Origin of the sequence: Enterococcus pallens ATCC BAA-351 (assembly GCF_000407485.1) — a bacterium.
Lineage (GTDB): Bacteria > Bacillota > Bacilli > Lactobacillales > Enterococcaceae > Enterococcus_A > Enterococcus_A pallens.
In genome coordinates this window covers 55,479-78,137 of the sequence record NZ_ASWD01000008.1, presented here as the reverse complement: position 1 = coordinate 78,137, position 22,659 = coordinate 55,479, and the positions used below count along the sequence as shown (strand labels likewise).

General features: G+C 41.1%; 20 protein-coding genes. 4 read left to right on the top strand and 16 right to left on the bottom strand.

Annotated elements, in window-relative coordinates:
- Positions 1–367: 367 nt before the first annotated feature.
- On the bottom strand, positions 368–1,240 hold the full coding sequence (locus I588_RS25335; RefSeq protein WP_010758710.1) for a MurR/RpiR family transcriptional regulator: 873 nt from the start codon (positions 1,238–1,240) through the stop codon (positions 368–370).
- 199 nt (positions 1,241–1,439) lie between these two features.
- On the opposite strand from I588_RS25335, the gene I588_RS25330 reads away from it, so the two are divergent.
- Genes I588_RS25330 through I588_RS25320 form a run of 3 tightly spaced genes read left to right on the top strand, consistent with a single transcriptional unit; the run spans position 1,440 to position 5,476 of the window.
- A complete protein-coding gene (locus I588_RS25330) occupies positions 1,440–3,248 on the top strand; it encodes a beta-glucoside-specific PTS transporter subunit IIABC (protein ID WP_010758711.1) in 1,809 nt (602 codons plus the stop codon).
- A gap of 23 nt (positions 3,249–3,271) precedes the next feature.
- Positions 3,272–4,711: a 6-phospho-beta-glucosidase gene (locus I588_RS25325; protein WP_211219419.1), complete on the top strand. Its 1,440-nt coding sequence runs from the start codon at positions 3,272–3,274 to the stop codon at positions 4,709–4,711.
- Positions 4,712–5,476, top strand: a complete 765-nt coding sequence (locus tag I588_RS25320; protein ID WP_010758713.1) for a formate/nitrite transporter family protein — start codon at positions 4,712–4,714, stop codon at positions 5,474–5,476.
- 184 nt (positions 5,477–5,660) lie between these two features.
- Here I588_RS25320 and I588_RS25315 read toward each other — a convergent pair whose 3' ends face one another.
- The 15 genes from I588_RS25315 to I588_RS25245 all read right to left on the bottom strand — a co-directional run bounded on the left by I588_RS25315 (position 5,661) and on the right by I588_RS25245 (position 19,896).
- A complete protein-coding gene (locus I588_RS25315) occupies positions 5,661–6,719 on the bottom strand; it encodes an NAD(P)-dependent oxidoreductase (RefSeq protein WP_010758714.1) in 1,059 nt (352 codons plus the stop codon).
- A complete protein-coding gene (rhaD, locus tag I588_RS25310) occupies positions 6,716–7,552 on the bottom strand; it encodes a rhamnulose-1-phosphate aldolase (protein WP_010758715.1) in 837 nt (278 codons plus the stop codon). Before rhaD ends, I588_RS25315 begins: the two co-directional genes overlap by 4 nt.
- An 11-nt stretch (positions 7,553–7,563) precedes the next feature.
- Positions 7,564–7,746 carry a hypothetical protein gene (locus tag I588_RS25305; protein ID WP_010758716.1) on the bottom strand — a complete coding sequence of 61 codons (183 nt, stop codon included), beginning with the start codon at positions 7,744–7,746 and terminating at the stop codon, positions 7,564–7,566.
- 67 nt (positions 7,747–7,813) lie between these two features.
- The gene (locus I588_RS25300) at positions 7,814–8,506 is read right to left on the bottom strand and encodes an L-ribulose-5-phosphate 4-epimerase (RefSeq protein WP_010758717.1); all 693 of its coding nucleotides are present in this window, start codon (positions 8,504–8,506) and stop codon (positions 7,814–7,816) included.
- Between the two features lie 15 nt (positions 8,507–8,521).
- Positions 8,522–9,583 carry a galactitol-1-phosphate 5-dehydrogenase gene (locus tag I588_RS25295; RefSeq protein WP_010758718.1) on the bottom strand — a complete coding sequence of 354 codons (1,062 nt, stop codon included), beginning with the start codon at positions 9,581–9,583 and terminating at the stop codon, positions 8,522–8,524.
- Positions 9,584–9,594: 11 nt separating this feature from the next.
- Complete coding sequence (locus I588_RS25290) at positions 9,595–11,016, bottom strand: PTS galactitol transporter subunit IIC (protein ID WP_010758719.1); 1,422 nt, start codon at positions 11,014–11,016, stop codon at positions 9,595–9,597.
- Positions 11,017–11,028: 12 nt separating this feature from the next.
- The gene (locus I588_RS25285; protein ID WP_010758720.1) at positions 11,029–11,340 is read right to left on the bottom strand and encodes a PTS sugar transporter subunit IIB; all 312 of its coding nucleotides are present in this window, start codon (positions 11,338–11,340) and stop codon (positions 11,029–11,031) included.
- 21 nt (positions 11,341–11,361) lie between these two features.
- Complete coding sequence (locus tag I588_RS25280; RefSeq protein ID WP_010758721.1) at positions 11,362–11,667, bottom strand: PTS sugar transporter subunit IIB; 306 nt, start codon at positions 11,665–11,667, stop codon at positions 11,362–11,364.
- Between the two features lie 21 nt (positions 11,668–11,688).
- Positions 11,689–12,147, bottom strand: a complete 459-nt coding sequence (locus I588_RS25275) for a PTS sugar transporter subunit IIA (RefSeq protein ID WP_010758722.1) — start codon at positions 12,145–12,147, stop codon at positions 11,689–11,691.
- Positions 12,148–12,347: 200 nt separating this feature from the next.
- A complete protein-coding gene (locus I588_RS25270) occupies positions 12,348–14,438 on the bottom strand; it encodes a BglG family transcription antiterminator (RefSeq protein ID WP_010758723.1) in 2,091 nt (696 codons plus the stop codon).
- 173 nt (positions 14,439–14,611) lie between these two features.
- Positions 14,612–15,670 carry a zinc-binding dehydrogenase gene (locus I588_RS25265; protein ID WP_010758724.1) on the bottom strand — a complete coding sequence of 353 codons (1,059 nt, stop codon included), beginning with the start codon at positions 15,668–15,670 and terminating at the stop codon, positions 14,612–14,614.
- 15 nt (positions 15,671–15,685) lie between these two features.
- Positions 15,686–16,954 (bottom strand): PTS galactitol transporter subunit IIC, encoded by a 1,269-nt coding sequence (locus I588_RS25260; protein WP_010758725.1) that lies wholly within the window; start codon positions 16,952–16,954, stop codon positions 15,686–15,688.
- A gap of 81 nt (positions 16,955–17,035) precedes the next feature.
- Positions 17,036–17,329: a PTS sugar transporter subunit IIB gene (locus I588_RS25255; protein WP_010758726.1), complete on the bottom strand. Its 294-nt coding sequence runs from the start codon at positions 17,327–17,329 to the stop codon at positions 17,036–17,038.
- A 16-nt stretch (positions 17,330–17,345) separates the two neighbouring features.
- Positions 17,346–17,822 (bottom strand): PTS sugar transporter subunit IIA, encoded by a 477-nt coding sequence (locus I588_RS25250; RefSeq protein WP_010758727.1) that lies wholly within the window; start codon positions 17,820–17,822, stop codon positions 17,346–17,348.
- 4 nt (positions 17,823–17,826) lie between these two features.
- Positions 17,827–19,896 (bottom strand): BglG family transcription antiterminator, encoded by a 2,070-nt coding sequence (locus I588_RS25245; RefSeq protein WP_010758728.1) that lies wholly within the window; start codon positions 19,894–19,896, stop codon positions 17,827–17,829.
- A gap of 363 nt (positions 19,897–20,259) precedes the next feature.
- Between I588_RS25245 and I588_RS25240 the strand changes: the two genes are divergently transcribed.
- Positions 20,260–22,626: a phosphoketolase family protein gene (locus I588_RS25240; protein WP_010758729.1), complete on the top strand. Its 2,367-nt coding sequence runs from the start codon at positions 20,260–20,262 to the stop codon at positions 22,624–22,626.
- Positions 22,627–22,659: the final 33 nt, after the last annotated feature.

Sequence of the window (22,659 nt, the reverse complement as noted above, 5' to 3'; positions counted from 1 at the left end):
GTTTTTAACATTCAAAAATGAAGAATTATTTATTACGTTGAAAGTTAGTCAATCAAACTAAACTAAATAAACAATGCTAAGCAAAAAAGCCCCTAATGTTTCTTACAAAGAACATAGGCGCTCGTATATAAAAATATTATTCTGGTCACTAAAAAGAAAAACATTGGTGATGGCTTGAAATCATTTGGTTTATACTGAAATAGCGATGAAGACTGGCGTTTATCTTCTGGAAATGCATAATTTTTAAACGCTGACTTGCAATGGCTTCCAGCCATAAAGAAAAAACTAGATATCATAAGCAAGAGCAACTACGTAAACTTCGTAGTTGCTTTTGCTTGTCTTTTTGACTAGGAATTTTTGTTAGGCTTCATTCTTCCATTGCTCGAGAGGTCGCTAGTCGAATATCGGCAATTTTAGAAGTGCTCACTATATGATCCATATTTGATTCAAAGTTTTTTGCGAATAGTGCCGAATAAAGGATATCCAACAAATGTGTGACTGAAGTGTTCGTCGAATAATGACCAACTTTAGAATACAGACGTTCACGAGTAGCCATAAATAGAATAGCGTTCGCATTTTTAGACAGAATATTATCTGAAAAGCTCGTAATAGCAATAATAGGAATTCTACGATCTTTTAGAATATCTGCAATCTCGAGCATTTTTACACTGCTTCCAGTATAGGAGATTAATATGGCACAAGATTCTTCTTCCATATTGAGTGCATCATATATGTGTTCACTTTCGAGGCTGCTAATTGTTACAGGGTATTTCAATCGTTTCATTTTAAATTGAAATTCTTCAGCCAATAAAAGATTTACACTGCTTGCAAAAATCGTGATCGATTTTCGCTGATTCAGATAGTCAACTGCCTTAGTCAGTTCTTTATAAGATAGGAGATCAACAATATCATCAAAGGTATTCTTTTTTAGTTCAGTTATTTTGTTAGCTATGCTTAAAACAGAATCATTTTTCGAGAATGGGATATTCAAATCGACAGTTGAAATGTCTCGCTCAAAGTAAGTCAATTCTTTAAGGAAGGTTGACTTCAGGTCATTCCATCCATCGAAGTTCAGCTTGTTTGCTACTCGGATGAAGGTTGAAGGAGAAGTGAAGCTTTCTTTTGCCGCTACCTTTAGTGTTTTGTTAGCAAGTTCATACTTTTGACTATGCATATAATCTACTACTAATTGCTCTGCACCAGTAAATTTTGTTTCTTTCATCAATTCAAGAATTGTCATGCGTATCACCTCCTATAGAAATTGGAATTTCATTTTAAAAAAAAACGGGGATTTTTAATAGAAATGAAAACGATTTTCCTAAATACCGATTCTCTCTTGGAAACCGCTTTAGAATAAACTATATTTTACATTGTAAGGCCAAACAAAACAAGTTGGGTTAAGGCGCCTAACCCACAAGAAAGTATGGGGTGAAATTGTTATGGACTACAACCTATTAGCAAAGCAAATTTTAAAAAATGTCGGAGATGCTGAAAATGTGAGTAAAGTTTGGCATTGTGCAACACGCTTAAGATTCAAATTAGTGAATGAGGAGAAGGCGGATACAACAGCGGTTGAAGCGTTAGATGGTGTTGTGACCGTAGTACAAAGTGCGGGGCAATATCAAGTGGTTATTGGGAACTCAGTTGGTAAAGTTTATGAAGAAATTATTCAACTTAATGATAAATTTGAGAATCAGTCAATGAATCGGTCGGTAAAAGAAAACGGGGAGAAACAACGCTTAATCAATAAATTATTGGCATTTGTGTCTAGTGTATTCACTCCATTTTTGGGAGCTCTGGCAGCATCAGGAATATTAAAAGGTCTATTAATTTTAGCAACGAATTTTAACGTTCTATCAGAAACAGATGGTGCCTATCAAATATGGAGTGCCTCCTCCGATGCAATTTTTTATTTCTTACCACTATTCATTGGATTTACTGCGGCTAAACAGCTTAGAGTCAATCAATTTGTGGCAGTAACGATTGCTGGAGCACTAGTTTATCCTAATCTGATTACGTTGATGTCAGAGGGTAAGGGAATTGAGTTCTTCGGCTTACCTATTCAATCAGCCACATATTCAGCTTCAGTAATTCCAATATTGTTAGCCATTTGGTTACTATCTTTTATTGAACCAGTACTTGATAAAATATTTCCAGAATCTGTACGGAATATTTTTACACCGTTATTATCAATAATGATTATGGTTCCTTTAACTTTGCTAGTAGTTGGCCCTATTGGAAATATCGTGAGTACAGGTCTTGCTACAGCATTGGGAGCTGTTTATAGTTTTTCACCAATGATTGCAGGATTAATTCTAGGAGCTATTCATCAGGTAATCGTTATCTTTGGTGTTCATTGGGCTTTAATTACATTAATGATAAACAATATTTCTGAATTTGGTCAGGATCCGTGGTTACCTATTGTTTGTATTGCGGTATTTGCCCAAGCAGGATCCGCATTAGGAGTATTTTTAAAAACAACAGATAAAAAAATGAAGTCCATCGCAGGATCAGCTTTTGTTACTGCAATTTTTAGTATCACAGAGCCTGCAATCTATGGAGTCAATTTAAAATTGAAAAAACCAATGTATTTTGCACTTTTAGCAAGTGGCATCGGTGGGGCAATCGCTGGTTTTGGTGAAGTAAAGGCTTCAACCTTCACTTTTCCGGGTATTTTAGCTATCCCAACTTATTTAGGTAATGGGTTTGGCTTTGAAGTGATCGGTCTAATTGTCGGTTTATGTGGAGCGACGCTGTTGACCTATCTTTTTGGAGTGACAAATCCTGCGAAAATAGAAACTATGATTTCTAATGATTTAGGGGAAGAAGTTCTGATCAGTGGTAAAAAGATTGAGTTACAAGAGGTTAATGATCCCGCCTTTTCTTCAGGAGCCATTGGAAAGGGCTTTGCGATTATTCCAATCGAAAATACAATTAAGTCACCCTTTAATGGAACGGTTTCGGCTATTTTTCCAACCAAACATGCGGTTGGTTTGACGACAGATTCTGGTGTTGAGCTTTTGATTCATGTGGGAATCGATACAGTTCAATTAGATGGAAAGTATTTTGATACGTATGTTTCTCAAGGGGACACGGTGCGTGCTGGGCAACCATTAATTCAGTTTGATAATGAAAAAATTAAGGCAGCTGGCTACGATACTACAGTGATTTACGTAGTAACGAATAGCTCAGATTTTGAGAATATAAAAATCGATATTTTAAAAGATAATCCTATTCAGTTAGCTTAATAGATTTTGAAATGAGGAAGATAATGATGAAATTAAGAAAAGATTTTTTATGGGGTGGTGCTACTGCCGCCAATCAATATGAAGGAGCCTATTTGGAAGACGACAAAGGGTTAACGATAAATGATGTTGAGATGGGATCAGAGCATGGCAAGGCGCGAGAAATCCACTCAGCAATTCAATCCGGAAGTTACTATCCCAGCCATGAAGCAGTTGATTTTTATCATCGTTATAAAGAGGATATTGCTTTATTCGCGGAGATGGGATTTAAAAGTTTGCGAATCTCTATCTCATGGGCAAGAATCTTTCCTAATGGAGACGATGCTGAGCCAAATGAAAAAGGATTAAATTTTTATGATCGTGTATTTGATGAATTATTAAAGCATGGAATTGAACCCGTTGTTACGCTGCATCATTTTGAGTTACCATTAAATTTAGTTAAACAATATGGCGCTTGGCGAAATCGAAAGCTAATTGACTTGGCTGTTAAGTATGCCCAAACGGTGATGGAAAGATATAAAGATAAAGTAAAATATTGGATCACGTTTAATGAGATCAACGCGCTTTTTATCTCATCTCAGCCGTGGCATATGGCAGGGATCATTTATCAAGAAAATGAAGATCGAGTGAAGACTATGCTTCAAGCAGCCCACCATCAATTACTAGCAAGTGCTTTGACAGTAATTGAAGGAAAAAAAATTAATCCAAATTTTCAATTTGGCTGTATGTTGCTTTATCCGTGTACTTACGCGGCTACCTGTCATCCTAATGATCAGATTAAAGCTAGAGAAAAGATGCTTGCGACTTATTACTTTGGGGATGTCCATATTCGTGGAAAATATACCAATAATTGCTTAGCGTATATTGATTCTTTGAATGGATCAATCGATTTCGAGCCAAATGATGAATCCATTTTGTCTCAAGGAACTGTAGATTATTTGTCATTCAGCTACTACTTTTCAGCTATTGAAGGGATTAGTGAAGAAATCGAAATGGCAGAGGGAAATTTGTCTAGTGGAGGCAGAAACCCATTTTTAGAAACAACAGAATGGGGATGGCAAATTGACCCAGTGGGTTTAAGAAATTCATTGAATAACCTTTACGACCGCTATCAAATTCCCTTATTTATCGTTGAAAATGGGATAGGCGCTCTTGATCTAGTCGAAGAGGATGGAACGATTCAAGATGATTATCGAATTGACTACTTGGCTCGTCATATTAAAGCCCTGAAGGACGCGGTAGAAAAAGATTACGTTGATCTTCTAGGATACACGGTTTGGGGTCCGATAGATATCGTTTCTGCTGGTACTGGTGAGATGAGAAAACGTTATGGTTTTATTTATGTTGATAAAGATGATGAAGGTAATGGTACCTTGAATAGATCAAAGAAAAAGTCATTTGATTGGTATAAAACGCTCATTAAGACAAATGGTGATTTACTCGACCTTGAACAGGTGACTGTTTAAATGGAAGATTATTCTTTGATTTTAAACGCAGGACAGAAAAAATTTGATTTTTTTCAGAAATCACCGCTGAAGTTCTTTGTTAAATCAATATTAGCTGGAATCTACTTAGGTGTGGCTATGAGTCTTTCTCTTGCTTTAGGAGGAATTGTCGCATCGGTTGATGCTAATTTGGCAAAGATTGCATTTTCCATGTTCTTTGGTCTGACATTTGTTCTGATTATTTATTTAAATGGAGAATTATTTACAGGGAACTGTTTGACAACTATTTTTCCGGTTTATGCAAAAAAACAGAAAAGCCATTGTTTGATAAAAATGTGGAGTAGCTGTTTAATAGGAAATAGCTTAGGAGTAAGTATTTATGGGATACTTTTTGTTAAAAGTCGAGCTCTAGAGACCATTGTTTTTCCGTACATTGCTAATTTAGTCGTTGCAAAACAGTCTTTTACGCTGGAATCTTTAGTTATCAAATCGATTTTATGCAATTTTATTGTCTGCATTGCGACTTATGTAGCATTGAAAATAGAAGATGATCTAGCAAAGACAACGATTATGCTACTTGTGATTATGACATTCGTATTGTGTGGGTTTGATCATTGTATTGCAAATATTGGTTTGTTCCTGATGCAAGGAATAATAGACCACTCTGCTCTTGACGTTATTCTAGTTACTCAAAGTATTTCTCTTTCGATTCTTGGAAATGTAATTGGCGGCTCAATAGTACTGGCAACACCCTTGTACTATGTCTTATCTTCAAGTAGAAATTGAACATAAAGATGGGAAGAGGTTGCGACAGAAGCATCTAGCTCTGAGAAATACGTCGATTGAGCTGAAAATAGCCGAGTATATTTTGGTGATTATCTGTCATTTATGCATAAGCTCTGTTGATACTCTTTAAAGAAGGTGTCTTTCAATGTTACTACTTTACATTGAAAGACACCTTCTAAGTTACTTATTTACTTTTATGTTTGATCAATAAATCGGAACTACCAGTTGTTAAGTAACGATTTAATTCCTGCTGCAATAATTCAGGAGAACGCTCAATGGCATCAATCGTATCCCCAGCAATGTGTGAAGTGATAATTAAATTATCTAAGTCGAGTAATGGATCTTCAACTTGAATCGGCTCCTCCCACACAACATCGATGCCGGCACCAGCGATTTTATTCGTTGCCAAGACCTCATAGAAATCCTGCTTGTTCAAAATATCTGGTCGAGCGGTATTGATCAAATAAGCGCTAGGCTTCATTAACTGCAGGAGCTGCTGATCGATCAGGTTGATCGTCTCTGGTACTACCCGCAAATGTAAGGAAACGATATCCGCTTGACGGAACACTGTTTCGATATCCGTCAGCTGAAGGTTGTATCCAGCAGCTTGCAGCAGCTGCTGGTCAGCGAAGGCATCATAAGCAATCACTGGAATACCTAAGCCATTAAGCTTCTTTACTACCAGCTTGCCAATGTGGCCCAAGCCAATCAGTCCAACGGTTAAATTAGACAGCGAGGTTTTGTAGGGATCATTGGGAAAATGCTGCGGCCAGTTACCTGCTTGAACTTCTTTGTAGGAATGGGCGATATTTCGCACCACACTGTACATCAACCCAATCGTAAAATCCGCCACTGGCTCAGCATTGCGAATAACGTGAATCAGCTGTACGTTAGGATGCTTTTCCCATTCAACCAGATCAATGTGTTCCAATCCACCACGACAGGTCCCGATCAATTGTAAATTGTCAGCTGCCTGCAGCATGGCTTGAGACACCGGAGCAATATGAACCAACAAAATTTCGGCCGTTTTCATTGCTGCTAACAATCCTTCCGGCAGCAGAAAGTCATTGGGTCCTTCCTGTTCAATCTGCTTAACTATCTGACGAAATGCTTCGCGAGAATACTCGGGATACCAGTCAAAGGCTCTAATTTCACTAGGCTGGTCAACCTTTAACTGTTGGGCAGCCTTTACCAAGCTCTCAGCGGGGACAAACGGATCTCCTACGACTACTATATTAGTCATGCCTTTTTCGCCTCCAACACACCAGCTTTAGGTACTACTTGAAAGGCCTCCGCTAAATCCCACAACTGTGCATCCGTGATTTTTTGCAAAATAGGCTGATTGGTCGAACAAATTTTCAAATAAATCTCCGCCGCTTTTTCAGCAGTTTCAATTAACCCAAAGGCATCATCCATTGATTGACCGGCACTCATTATGCCATGATGCGGCCAGACAACTATCCGACAATCCTTCATTTTGACTGCCGAGGCCTCTCCTAGTTCATTGGTTCCGGCAACCATCCAAGGTAAAACGGCCACTCCGTCTGGAAAAACCACTAGACATTCTGTGATCATCTGCCATAAGGTTTTGGTAAAAGCCTGATCCTCTAAAGGATGGACAAAGGTCATGGCTGAAATAGCCGAGGCATGCGTATGTAAAATGACTCGGTGCTGCGGATCTTGAGCTAGGCGAACCTGATGGCATTTTAAATGAGAAGCCAATTCGCTAGTAGGCACATCGCCATTTTCCAGTCCCCATAATAATTCATAGCTGGCACCATCTGCTGAAATCCGAATCAACGCCAAGCAGTCCGCCGGATTATGCTGCACATTTTTAAAATACTTGCCTGAGCCCGAAACCAAAAAGATCTCACCAGCTAGTTCAGGAATCTGAAAGGACAAGGGCAACACGGGAAACGTTCGATCCAAGGATAAATAATAGCGTACCTCCTCAGCCGGTATTCGATAGCTGATATTACCGCCATTGCGCTCAGCCCAGCCATAACGCCACAGCTGATTGGTGGCTTCGCACATTTCTTGAATAAAGGGTGCGCTTAAAATGTTATGAATGTTCACTTTTTTTCCTCCTATAAAACCAATAGCAGCAGACGACTAACAATAATGAAGGCAAAGCCTAAAATCCCATGAATAATATACGTCTTGTTTTTGACGATATCTCCATTGCTGCCGATAATAATTTTCTTGGCACCATCAAAAAAGATTTTGATAAAAAAGGCGAAGCCAATCAACGTAAACAGTTCACTTAACATCTGTAGTCCTCCTATTCATTGAACAAAGACGAATAACCAACTCCTTGAGCTGGTTATTCGCAGTTGCTTACTGACCGTAATAAGCATTCGCACCGTGTTTGCGTAAATAATGCTTATCTAAAACTCGTTGCGGCAAATTCTCCGCATAGGTATTCAATTGACGGGTAAACAAATTCAGCTTACATACCTCATCCAAAACTACCGCATTCATTACTGCACTGCTGGCATCTTTGCCCCAAGTAAACGGACCATGACCATGCAGCAAAACGCCAGGAATCTCCATCGGTTGAATGCCTCGCTGGCTGAAGGTTTCGACAATCACATTGCCGGTTTCATGCTCATATCCTTCGTCTATTTCCTCCTGGGTTAGCAGACGAGCACAGGGAACTGCACCATAAAAGGTATCTGCATGCGTGGTCCCCATCGCCGGACAATCCAGTCCAGATTGCGCCCAAATTGTGGCCCAAGTCGAATGGGTATGCACAATTCCACCAATTTCAGGGAAAGCTTTGTACAATACCGCATGCGTTGGGGTGTCTGATGAAGGGTTCAGTTTGCCTTCTATGACATTGTTTTCTAAATCCACAACTACCATATCGTCAGCCGTCATATTTTCGTAGCTGACTCCGCTGGGCTTAATCACAAAATATTCGGTTTCTTTATCAAAGGCACTCACATTGCCCCATGTATATTTGATCAGCCCGTGTTTAGGCAGCTCTAAATTGGCTTGAAAGACTTCTTCTTTTAATTGCTCTAACATCATCGATACTCCTTTTTATTCTGGATGAACAGCGACCACAATCTTGTTGTAGTTTAATTCTCGTTTGAACATCTTCGGCAGTATTTCCGGCAGCTCTTCTAAAGAAATTTCATGAGAGATCATTTCTTTAAATTTGATGCGCCCTTTAGACATTTCATCCAAGGTAGCTTCCCAAGCTCGGCCAGGATAAGGGGCCGTATAGGAATTCCATGAACCAGTAACGGTCAACTCTGCCCGCATAATCCGCTCCGCTTCTGCCTCAGACAAAGGCAAGTCCTGATGGGAAATGCCTACAAAGACAATGCGTCCATGCTTGCGGGTAATCAACAATGACTGCTTTTGTGTAATTTTGCTGCCGGCAGTCTCAATGACTACATCGACACCTAATCCGGTTAATTCCTTGATGGCCTGCTCCAAATCAACTTCTTTGCTGTTAATTGCAATGTCAGCGCCTAATTCCTTAGCCAAGGACAATTTATCATCAAAAATGTCCACCGCAATCACAGTCTTCGCCCCAAATATTTTAGCGATTTGAATAGCAAACTGGCCAATCGGTCCACAGCCCAAAACTGCTACAGTGTCTCCTACCTCAATTTGGGCGCGCCGCAAAGCATGCCAGCTGATTGTTGCCGGCTCCACGCCAGCTGCCGAGAGTAAATCTAGCTCCTCTGGCATAACGACAGCATGCTCCTCCGGTACTACCACATATTCACTAAATGCGCCATTACTCCCTGTACCAATTATGTTATAATTGTCACTAAGCCCGTAGTATCCTTCTTTTGTGTATTCAGAATTAGGATCTGGGATTAATGGTGCCACGGCTACCTTATCACCCGTCTTGAGTTTAGTTACGTTTGATCCCACTTTATCAACCGTACCGCTAAATTCGTGACCTAAGATGATCGGGTACATTCTTGCACCGTTTTCTAAGTTTGCGCGGGGCACATCTGACCCACAGATTCCCGCGTAAGCTACTTTAATTAAGACATCATTTGCGCCAATTTCTGGAATACCCACTTTTTTATATTCCAAAACACCCGGCGCCACTAAAACACTTGCCTCCATTTGCTTCGTCATGCTTTCATCTCCTACGCTACTTTTGTTTCACCTGAAGGTTGTTCTCCATTGTTTTTCGCTGCAGCCCGTTCAAGATAATCGTAAAATGCTTCTTTATTTTTACGGAACAGGAAGTAAATAACAAAGTATGCCACAATGGTTAACCCAATAAAAATTGGATTTTGACTTAAGAAGGCTAAGAAAATCAAGCCAAAAATCGGTTTTCCTAAAATATTAAAGCTGGTTACCATTAATGCACCGGCTGGCAAAGTAACTCCGACTGTCTGAGCAATTTCGGTAAACATCGGTGCTGTGTAGGTACACATATACAAACCTAAGCTAAACCAAATAGCTCCGTTTAATAAGGTCTTCGCAATATTTCCGTTTGTTAAACATACTAGCGCTTGAACCATATAAGGAATTGCCAATAAATCCACCACTGGCAAGGTTTGGTTGCCTGGTAAAATCATTGCCAAAGCGACCATGATTGGGATTAAAATAATTCCGGAAATCAAGGTTGCTGGTTCTCCATATCCCGTAGCATCATTTACCCCAAGATACCATTCACGTTCTTTGTTGTTGCCGCGAACGTTTTTGCTGGCAGCCTGTGAAATCGGGTTAAAGGCTTGAGCAAAGATTCCCGCCACTTTCGGGAAAATCGCCATTACGGCACTCGTTGCAATTCCTACCTGGGTAATTTGTCCCCAAGAGGCTAAACTGCCTAATTGACTGAAGTTTCCTAAAATCCCTAAGAATAGACCTAAAAACAAACCTAATGAAATAGGTTCTCCCAAGAAGCCGAGTTTCTTTTGCAGCCCTTGCGGATTCATCCGTACCTTGTGTAAACCAATCATGTTCCAAACCGGGTCCATGATTAAGGCGAATATACCTGGTTCAATATTGTGCATGGCAATGATGGTACAGTTGGGATAGTTATAGTAGGTTGACCATCTTCGTGCCAGCATTTCTGACAGCAGCAGGCTGTACATATTCAACAGACACATTAAAACAACAGCTAAAATCATGTTGCGGGTGGCCAAGTAAACCATTGAACCCCAAACCATGTAAGAATAGTTGTTCCACAAGTCTGATGGCTGGAACACGTTGGTCCATTTCACCAAGAATAGAACGGTTTGTAAAACTAAGGCAATCACTAAGTAAATCATGCCTGCTTCGGTTGAATAAGCCACTAGAGCAGTTGCCTGCCAGCCCACATCAAAGGCAGGTAAATTAATTCCTGTCTGGTCCACCATTTGCTGAACAACTTCTGAAATAATCGGTGTGTATGAGTTCAAAATCAAGGTAAAGCCCATCAATCCCACACCGGCATATAAACCAGAAAGGAAGGCTTTTTGTGTTTTAACCTTCAAAACCTTTGCGACAACAAAAATCATGACTGGTACAAATACCGCTGAGCCGAAAGTATCAAACACACTTTTTAACGTTTCTAACATCTCATTACTCCTTTACACTTTTTTATTTTTGTCCAGCTCTGCCAGAACCTCTGCTACTTCCTCCAAAAATTCATCGACAAAGCCAGTTAAAAATCCCATGGCATTGACTGTTGGCACTCCGTAGTCTCCTTCCGGCAGTGGACTGGTGTAGGTAATAAAATCAAACATTCCTCCTTGAGCCAATTGCAGCGCTTCGGTTGGCCGTGCTTCCATTGTCGTAATGAAAAATCCCATTTCCTCTGACGATTCCCGCAGCTTCTCTGCAACCATAGACGAAGTAACCGTCCCTGATCCGCATACCGACAAGACCTTGTAGTGCTTCATCTTTGTTTCCCCCTATATCTTTTACTGCTTGTCTAGCTCTGCTAACACACCATCAATCTCTTCCAAAAATTCCTCATCTCCAAAGCCGGTTAGAAAACCAATCGCATTAACTACCGGAACTCCATAATCGCCTTCTGGTAATGGACTGGTGTAAGTAATAAAATCGAAGGTTCCTCCCTGTGCTAGCTGCAAGGCTTCGGTTGGTCGGGCTTCAGTTGTTGTGATGCGATACCCTTTTTCCTCTAAGGCCTCTCTTAATTTTTCTGCCACCATGGATGAGGTCACTGTGCCTGATCCGCATACGGATAATACGTTGTACTGTTTCATTATTTTTTCCTCCTGACTGTTTTAAACAACTTCTAATTCTAATTTGGACAAGATTTGATACATTTCTTCACACGAGTTGGATTGCTCTAATTGCTTCAAGGTTTCCACATCCTGGAACAGCCCCATCAGCTTGCTCAGCATTTTGACCTGGCCATCAGGATCTTCCACTGCCATCAGGATGACCAATGACACTTCCACTTCTTTGGTGGGGTCGATCATAGAGTGCACATAGATCGGTTTTTTCAAGCTGGCAATCGCCAAAACAGACTGATTGACATGCTCCCGATCAGTGTGAGGAATGGCAATACCGTAGTCCCCCATACTCAATCCAGTGGGAAATCCTTTTTCTCTTTCTACCACTGCTGGTACATAGCTATTTTTTACATACCCCATTTCCTCCATTCGGCCCCCTAGAAAACGGACCAATGATTCGTAATCGTCCGGGGCCAGCTTATAAAATAAAAGTTCTTTTCTCAGCACGCTATCTCCTCCTTGCTTGTCTTGCTAATGAAAAGATAGCACGGAAACGGTTTCTTTTGAATTGGTTTTGGAATTACTTTTTACTCAATAAATTCAGCAACACTTGTATGACTTGCTGAAAACGTTGATTTCACAAAGTTTTTTTATCGGTCAAAGGCTTAAAAAACTCCTCTGATTTTGGTCCTCAGAGGAGCACATCTTTATTTTTTGACCGCTGCAATAAGCGCTAAAATTTCTTCTTTGCTGTCTGCTGCCGCCAATTTGTCCAGCATTTTACTGTCGCTGGCAATCTTCAACAGCTCCATCATCGGCTGAATATGCTGCTTTTTATCTACCGCTGAAATAGCCACCACATAGTAAAAGCGCTGTTCGCCGCTTTGAAAGCCCTGCTTAACCTTGGCAAAGCACATTCCTAAGTTTTTCGTGCCGTTTTCCGGAACTGTATGAGGAATCACGATGCTGTTCCCTAACAAAATATTGGGTTTAACCACCGGAAACTGTTCCTGCAAGCTTGTCAGGTAGCGAGGCTCCACAATGTCGCGCTCAATCAAATTCTGGGTCGTTTTTTGCAGCACGCTTCCCCAGCTCTCTTCTTCATCCAGCAAGATAATGCTTTCCGGCGTAATCACGTCACTAAGGTGCAGCTTGATTTCGTTAGTCAACACCTCCTGATCCTGAATTTGGAAGATGGAATTATAAGAGATCAACAGCTCTTTGCGAATTCGTTCCTCAATTTCCGGCGCCAGGTCTATATACTTTTTGACAATTGCCAAGGTATGATCAGGCTGAAGCTTGTAGCTGTCAATTTTGTAAATCAGTTGAATCACTTCGTTGACGATCAAGTTCTTATTCATGGTGGACAAATCATTTCCCACCACAATTACCGGCAGCTCGGTAGTCAAGGGGGTCGTAGAGAAGACCAGCTGAACATCCAGCTCACTTTCCCGCTGATAAAACTCCCGAATCGAGCACGCCGGCAGAAAATGGATCATTGGAAACCAGTTGTCCAGCGTATTTTCCAACAGCTTCGAGCTGATAATGCCGTTTGGACAAACAACTATCGCATTAACCGTCGTTTTGCTTTCGTTAATTGGTTTTTCCTTTTGCATATACGCCCCAACAAACATGGTGATCAAATAAATTTCATCGTTAGGAATCCGCTCCTGGAAGAATTCCTCCAGCGGCGCAATCGAGGTTTTCACCATGAAGAATAGCGGGTCCAGCTGCGTTTTTACAAAGTCGGTAATGGTATAATCGCTGGTTAAGCCATACTTAATTCGATAATAGGCCGGCGCCAGATGCAAGGCCAGATTTTCAATCAGCTGAGCCTTGTCATTTAACTGAATCACGATGTTCTTTTCCAATAATTCAATAAATGCCGTGATATGACTGCGCAGGGCATCCGTATTTAACGAAAATGTATTGCTCAAATCAGTAATCTTCAAGGATAAAATAAACAGACACAAATATAAATGCTCGCTATAGCTTTTCGGCAATTCATAGCGCCCTGCCAGTACCTTCACGATGGCGGCGTATTCCTTTGTGTCCATCACTTCCTTAGCGATGGAGCCAAAACGCTGATCCAATAAATGGCCATTTTGCACTCGCTTCGTCAGCAAGCTCAAAAAATACGGTGCCGTTTGAATCCGATTGTCGGTGTAATGTACCTGAAGCTCTAACTCGATCATGCGAATCAGCTTACGTTTCTCTTCAATTTCCTGTTCCGAAAGCAGCAGATACTTATGGAAAATGACCGTATTGTAAATCGACTCCATCACTTTGTCCGTAATGGAAAGAATTACTCCGCGGATAATCTCCTCATTGCCTTTGAAATAATAACCCTTTTTACGAGAGTACTCGATGGTAATTCGATGCTTGCTTAGAAATTCCTTCAGCTTTTTGATATCTGAGACAATCGTATTTTTGCTAACCTCCAACGTATCAGAAAAATGATACAGGGACAAATAATCCGATGAAAACGTCAGCAGCAAGATCACCAGCAGCCGATACTCCTCATCCAAAAAGCTGCTTTCAGTTGCCTTTAAGCGGCTCTCGCTGTTGGCTAAGCCGGAAAAGTCGTCCACTACCTTAGCATCTACCACAAAATGACCTTTGCGGGAACGAATAATCGGTTCATAATTATTGTCCTTCAAAAACTCATTAATCTTCTTAAGTGAATAGTCTAGTTGATTGCGGGTTAATTCATTTTTCTCCATCAGCTCCTTTGAAGTAATTTGCACACTAGAAGAAATCAGCTGCAAAAGCTGCACATTGCGATTATCTAATTCCACTTAAATTCACCTGCCTCAATCATTTTCCAACTAGTCTAACCTTAATTCGACATTTAGTAAACGGTATCATTTAATTTTGTTTCCACTCGCCGCCTGATTTATTTGCTGATTTCCGGCAAAAAAAGCTGATTCAACTTACCCATCGGCAGTTTGAATCAGCTTCATTTTTTAGTTTAAAATTCTCCTGGATTAGACTCGATCATTACCTTGATCTCGTTACCTTCCATGACTTTATCAAAGGCAGTACGCCATTCCTCCAGCGGATATTTTTTAGTAATCATTTCATCAATATGGATAGCTCCTTTGGCTAACAGATGAATCGCAATCGGCCAGTCGTAAGGATTTTGTGAGCGGCTGCCCACATACGCAATTTCGCGTTGAATAATCGTTTCCAAATCCAGTTCATTCATTTTATCTCTGAACAAACCAACCTGAACGAAAATTCCTTGTTTGCGCATCAGCGGCAGACTGGCATTCACTGCCGGCAAAGCACCGGAAGCATCATACACCTTATCGACACCATAGCCATCGGTTACTTCTTCAACCACCTTGGCTAAATCTTCCTTCATGGTATCGACAACCACATCAGCCCCTAATTTTTTCGCTAACTCAAGCCGATGTGCATCTTTGGTGATCCCCGTCATGATGACGAAGGCTCCGATATCTTTAGCGATTTGCAACAGGAATAGCCCGATTGGACCAGGGCCCATAATGATAATTTTATCCTGTAATTCCAGACGGCTCTTTTGATACATGGCATGGACACAGCAGGCCAGCGGTTCACTCATCGCTGCTCCTTCATAGCTCAAGCCATCCGGCAGCAGGTGAATACTTTCTTCTCTAGCTAACACATAATTGGCCATACTGCCGTTTTGCTGCGTGCCGATTCCTTTACGGTGAGGACACAGGTTGTATTGTTTTTCCTTACAATAGTCGCATTCATTACAAACAGTAAAGGTCGTTTCACTGGTTACGCGATCCCCCAGCTTCACTTTTTTTACTTGATCGCCAACTGCTACCACTTGACCGGAAAATTCGTGTCCTAGGACAACCGGCGTCGTTGGATTTTTGTATTCGCCTTTGAAGGTATGAATATCTGATCCGCAAATTCCCGTATAAGCAACTTTGATTAATACCTTGTCTCCGGTTGCTTCAGGTACTGCTAAGTCGATAAATTCCATTTGATCGTAACCAGGGGCCTGCTTTGAGACACCTTTCATCATTTTACTCATTGATATAAAAGCCTCCTACATGATTGAGTTAACTAACTGCGCTAATTTTAAGAAAATCCAGTTTAAGATATTTCCGCCAGTATCTAGATTACTGATTTGAGCAGCGCCTTCTGGGAATTCAACGATCCCTTCAGCCATGGTAGTTAGTGTTGGTGCATAGTCAGTCGCCATCAATAACGCCAAGGCAATTACGACAGTTAGAGATAAAACCGAGTGCAAAATATTCCCTTTACGACTAGGTACAACCAAGGCCGCAAAGAAAGGAATCGTTGCCAAGTCACCAAACGGTAATACGCGGTTTCCTGGTAAAATAACTGCTAAGAACAATGTGATTGGTACCATCAACAGTCCTGTTGACAAGGCTGCTGGAGAGCCTGTTGCTAAAGCCGCATCCATTCCTAAGTAAATTTCCCGATCGCCATAACGACTTTGCAGCATTTTTTGAGCACTTTCTTGAATTGGAATTAAACCTTCCATCAAGATTTTTACCATCCGCGGCATCAAGAACATGACACCACCCATGGTCATCCCAATTTGCAGAATCCCAGCAATATCATAGCCACCCAGCAATCCTAAAAATACCCCGATAATAATTCCCATAATCATTGGTTCGCCAAAAATACCAAAACGTTTTTGAATGGTTTCTGGCTTAACATCTAATTTGTTGATTCCTGGAATACGATCAATCAGCCAGCCGATAGGAATCGCCAAAACTGCATAACCCTGAGCTGAGCCAGTTGGTAAGCTGACACCTTCTAAGCCGTAGTATTCTTGCATTTTTGGTGCAGTTTTATCAGCAATAATTTGCACAAATACGGTATAAATAATGCCGCAGATGATGCCAAAAAGAAAATTATTTGTTACAATGTAACCGGTTGCTGCAGCCGCACTCATGTGCCAATAGTTCCAAATATCGATATTTAGTGTCTTTGTCCAGTTCATTGCTAACATGATCAGGTTCACTATCAAAATAATTGGAATCATCACAGCTGCGATTGGTTGCGCCCAAGTACCAGCTGCGACTGTTGGCCAGCCTGCGTCGATGATTGTTAAGTTTAGCCCAAACCGTTCAACCATTGCCTGTGCTGCAGGACCAACACTTGTTGTTAATAAATTAATGACTAAGTTAATCCCAATCATCCCAATACCAACCGTAAGACCTGAAATAATGGCTTTTTTCAGTGGAACCCGAAAGACAATCCCCACAATAAACATGATAATCGGCAGCACAACGCTTGAGCCCATGTTCAAAATACTTTGTACAATGTTTGCTAAGCTATCCATTCAATGAAATCCTCCTTAAATATATTAAGGAATAATTTTTCAGTAAAAAACTATTCCTATTTACCTTCAGTTATCCGCCTATTAATCTAATGAATTCACAGCTTCCAAAATCTCATTCTCAACTTTTTCCGTGTTAATGCCCGTTAAGAAGGCCATCGCTTTGATCGCTGGAATCTTGTATTCCGTTGGCAGCATCGTTGTTGAGATTAAAATATCCGCTTCATCCTGCTTAGCTGATGCTTCCGCGATTTTAATTTGCGTAATTTCTACCGGAATCTCATTGCGGGCAAATAAGTCCTCTACCTTCTTCATAACTACCGTAGATGTTGCAATCCCTGCTCCACATGCGACTAATACTTTTACTTTTCTTTTCATTTTATTTTCCCCTATCTTATAAGTTATTTTTTTTAATGACTTCCAAAAGCGACACTTCATTTGACGCCAGCAACATTTCTGACAACAGGGTTTCATTTTGCAAAAGCCCCATTAACGACTGCAGCATTTCCAATTGGGCATGAGGCTGATTCAATCCTAAGACAAACACAATGTCTGTCTTTACCTGGACATCTTTGTCCTCCATACTGTTAAAAACAACTGGGCGTTCATTCGTTACTACTGCCACGAACTCCTTTAAAACACATTCAGAGTCTGTGTGAGGAATCGCTGCCCCTAGATTCTGCAGCTGAATACCGGTCGGGAAATTTTCCTCCCGCTCTTTAATCCGTGACAGAAAGTCTTCTCGCACCCAACCAAGATTGAATGCCCGCTGATAAACCTGTTCCAACAGTTCATCCCGCGAATCGTAGACCTCCTGTACAAAAATCAGGGGTTCCTTCAGATACCCGCTTAGTTTCGTTTCTGCCGTCATTTCATTACCTCCAATAGTCTTCGTTGAAGCTTAGTAAAGCTTCCCGTGCTTCTTTTTCAGTTTTTGCTTGTTCCAATTGATCAATCTGCTTAGCACCTGCCAAGCTCATTAGTTCAAAAATCAAATCAATGTGTTCATCCTTGTCATTAGATCCTAACAGCACCACAGTCTTAATTCGGCTGCCATCATCAGCGATCAGTGCATGCTTCAAAATGCCCAAGCTGATTCCCACACCAATGGCTCCAGCCTCGGGAACCGTATGGGGTAAAACAATCCGATTACGTAAAACCGTATAAGCTGGCAAGGTAGGCATTTCCTTTTTTAAGGCTTCAATATAGTTGTTAGTAATTACTTTGTGTTTCTGCAACGGGACTGCCAGCTGATCCAAAACAGTCAGCCATTCCGTCGGTTCTTCAAAAATTTGAATTGTTTCGCCTTTTAACAAATCAATTAGATGCGGTTTCTTTTTCGTTAAAATTTTGGATTCCTTAGGCGTGAATAGATTTAGTAATTCACTATACAGCTGATCCTCATCGGCAATAGTTGCGTATTTTTTTACTACGGATAAAACCTTCTCTGGCGTAACTACTCCTGGCTGAATCGCAGCCGTTGAACGCAGCACCCGTTCCCGCAGCTGCTTTTTCTCCTGTTCGGTTAAAAAGCTGTTGACTACGAATACTTTTTTCTCGGTTTTTAATGGAACCGCTGAGAAAATAAAATCTGCTTCATAATCCTGCTGATAAAACTCCCGAGCAGACATCAAAGCTACAAAATCAATTTCTGGCAGTAAATTTCGCAGTGTATTTTCTAACAAAACTGCAATAGATACGCCATTGGGACAGACGATAATTCCTTTTTTTCGATTTTCAGGATGAATAATCTCGGTACTTTCAATAATGTGACTGCCGATAAACAATGAGATGAAGAACAGTTCTGCATCAGGAATTGCCTGACCGAAGAATTCCTCCAACGGGCCGCTCGCTTCCTTAACCAAATACACCAAGGAGAACAGGTTGGCATCTTTATTTTCCTGATAATACTTAGTTTGCAGATTCAAATGATACTTAATCCGGTAATAGGCCGGTCGCATATGAACTAGCAGACGGTCCAGTAATTTCTCCTTATCCTCTAAATTCACACCGGCAATTTTTTCAAAGTTGGCCATGACTCCCTCCAAGGCTTCCTTCATCTTGTTGATTTCCTTTAGAGAAAGTATGTCGCCTCGGGAAAGGTTAGTGGTTAAGAGCAGCATCGTCAGATAAACTCGTTCGTTCTCACTTAAGCCATCCACATCCCATACCACTCGATCAGCTGCCAGGTATTCCTTAGTATCCGCCAGCTCCCGATAATTAACCTTGAAGCTGTAGGAAATCAATCTGCCCTTTTGTGCCCGTCGAATCAGTAAAATGATCAGCAGCGGCAAAATCTTCAAGCGTTCATCCGTGAAACGAACCTCTAAATCCTGTTCAATTAATTCCACCCGCTTGCGGAAGGTTTCAATCATTTCCACCTCCAGGTTAGCAAACTGAATGATGAAATTAATGCCATTGTACATTTCCGCCAAGTGCCCCAGCACATCCGACAGCAGTTGCCGTTTGTTCCATTCATCTCCGTCAATGAAGTAGCCCTTTTGTCGGGTGTACTTCAAAATTAAATCATGCCGAGCAACATCCTGGTTGGTTTCTTTTAAATCTCGCAAAATCGTATTGCGGCTCACCTGTAAATCATCAATGAAATGATTCAGCGAGAGATAGTCTTCTTTACTTAACAGCATCAGTTCAATTAAATAAACGCGTTCTTTGCCGGAAAAAACATAATTTTCCTGATGCTCTCCCAGCGTTTCATCACCACCTTTAAAATAGGACAACGTTTCATTTGGAATAATAAAGCGGCCGTTTTTGGTTCGCTTAATTTCCCCCAGCTTTTCATCCTGCAGTGAATCATTAATTTTCTTCAATGCATAATTTAATTGTCCGCGGGAAAGATCAAACTTTTCACACAGCGCTTTACTAGTCAGCTGCGGATTGTTGATCAGTTCCATAAAAATTTGATTTGTTCGTTTTTCTAGGTTCATAGTCATCCCTCTCACAATTACAATTTATTATAAAATCGCTTACATTACCACCAGCGTTGTTCCCACAATATTCAGTGTTTTTTATGCAACATGAGATCGCTGCTGCACTGCTGATTCATTTGCCTTTTATGTTCTTGGGGATAAGCTGACTAAATCAAAGTTCCCACTCTCTTCAATATACTTTTTTAGCAACCCTTTATGCAACTTGGTACTTTGGATTCGCTTTTTATCTGTGAAATAGTCTCATTATTTAACTATGGCATGCTGTAACAAGAGACTGATTATTTTACATTTTTTTACGATCGCGCTATAGTGAGGGTGGCTATATTTATAGTAAAAAATACTAAAAAGGGGCTTTTACTTATGACAGTAAACGTAGATTCTAAAGAATATCTCGACCGACTCAACGCTTGGTGGCGTGCTGCCAATTACATCTCTGTCGCTCAAATTTATTTAAAGGACAATCCTTTATTAAAGCGCTCCATTCAAAAAGAAGACATTAAATCTCATCCAATCGGACATTGGGGCACTATTGCCGGTCAAAACTTTATTTATGCTCATTTAAATCGCGTCATTAATAAGTACGACTTAAACATGTTTTACATTGAAGGCCCTGGACACGGCGGCCAAGTAATGGTTTCCAACTCTTACTTAGATGGCAGCTACTCTGAAATTTATCCAGAGGTTACCCAAGATGAAGCTGGCTTGAAGCGCCTGTTTAAAATGTTCTCATTTCCTGGCGGGATCGCTTCTCATGCTGCACCAGAAACACCGGGCTCCATTCATGAAGGCGGCGAATTAGGCTATTCCATCTCTCACGCAACTGGAGCGATTTTGGATAATCCAGATGTCATTGCCGCAACTGTTGTTGGTGATGGCGAATCAGAAACAGGCCCACTCGCTGGCAGCTGGTTCTCTAATGTGTTCATTAATCCAGTAAACGATGGCGCTGTTTTACCGATCCTTTATTTAAATGGCGGAAAAATTTCCAATCCAACGATTCTTTCTCGTAAGAGCAATGAAGATTTGGTGAAATATTTTGAAGGGATGGGCTGGAAGCCTTACTTTGTTGAAGGGACTGATCCTGAGAAGGTTCACCCAATCATGGCAGAAACCTTGGACAAGGTAATTGAAGAAATTAAAGCGATTCAAACCAAAGCTCGTCAAGGCAAGGCTGAAGATGCGACAATGCCGCAATGGCCAGTCATCATTTTCCGTACACCAAAGGGCTGGACGGGTCCTGAAGCTTGGGATGGTGAAAAAATTGAAGGAACCTTCCGAGCACACCAAGTTCCTATTCCAGTGGATGCTGATCACATGGAACACGCAGATAAATTGGTTGATTGGTTGAAGTCTTATCACCCAGAGGAACTATTTGATGAAAATGGAACCTTGATAGAATCGATTCGCGAGCTTTCACCAAAGGGCAGCAAACGGATGTCCAGCAACCCGATTACCAATGGCGGGATTGATCCTAAACCATTGAATATGCCTGATTGGCGTGAACTGGCTGTTGATACTTCACATCCAGGTGCAGTTACGGCACAAGATATGATCGTTTTCGGCGGTCATGCCAGAGACATTATTAAAAATAATCCTGACAACTTCCGAATTTTTGGACCAGACGAAACCAAATCCAACCGCTTGAATAAAGTGTTTGAAGTAACCAATCGTCAATGGCTGGAGCCTAAGCTCAGCTCAGACGAATGGCAATCTTCTGTTGGTCGGGTCATTGATGGTCAATTATCCGAGCATCAAGCAGAAGGCTTCTTGGAGGGCTACGTCTTAACTGGCCGTCACGGATTCTTTGCCAGCTACGAATCCTTCCTGCGGGTGGTGGATTCCATGCTGACACAGCATTTCAAATGGATGCGCAAAGCCAGTGATCAACCTTGGCGTAAGCATTATCCATCCTTGAATCTGATTTCAACATCCACGGTCTTCCAGCAAGACCACAATGGCTACACTCACCAAGATCCAGGTATCTTATCTCACTTAGCTGAGAAGAAACCCGAATTTATCCGTGAGTATTTGCCAGCTGATGCCAATACTTTGATGGCTGTTATGGATAAAGCTTTGCAGGAAGAACAAGTGATTAACTTGATCGTTTCCAGCAAGCATCCCCGCCCTCAATTCTATTCGGTGGAAGAAGCTGAAGAATTAGTGGATAAAGGCTTGAAGGTTATTGACTGGGCCAGCACTGATGGCGACAATGAACCGGATATCGTGATCGCGGCTGCCGGAACTGAACCCAATTTAGAGGCGTTAGCTGCTGTCAGCATTTTACACAAGCACTATCCTGAAATGAAGATTCGCTTTATCAACGTAGTAGATATTTTGAAACTGCGCCATCCAGATAACGATCCACGGGGATTGAGCGATGAAGCATTTGATGATTTATTTACGAAAGACAAACCAATTGTCTTTGCTTTCCACGGCTATGAAAACATGATTCGCGACTTCTTCTTTGATCGTCACAATCATAACTTGTATATTCATGGCTACCGAGAAAATGGCGACATTACTACCCCATTTGATATGCGGGTTTACAGTGAAATGGACCGTTTCCACTTAGCACAAGCCGCAGCTAATGCAGCTTACGGTGAAAAAGCGGCCGACTTCTCTGAAGAAATGGACGAAATTTTGCAACGCCACCATGATTACATTCGAGCTGAAGGGAAAGATTTAGTCGATGTAACTGACTGGACTTGGGAAGATTTGAAAAAATAAAAAATAAGGCTGCAACCCTTGATTATTCGTCAA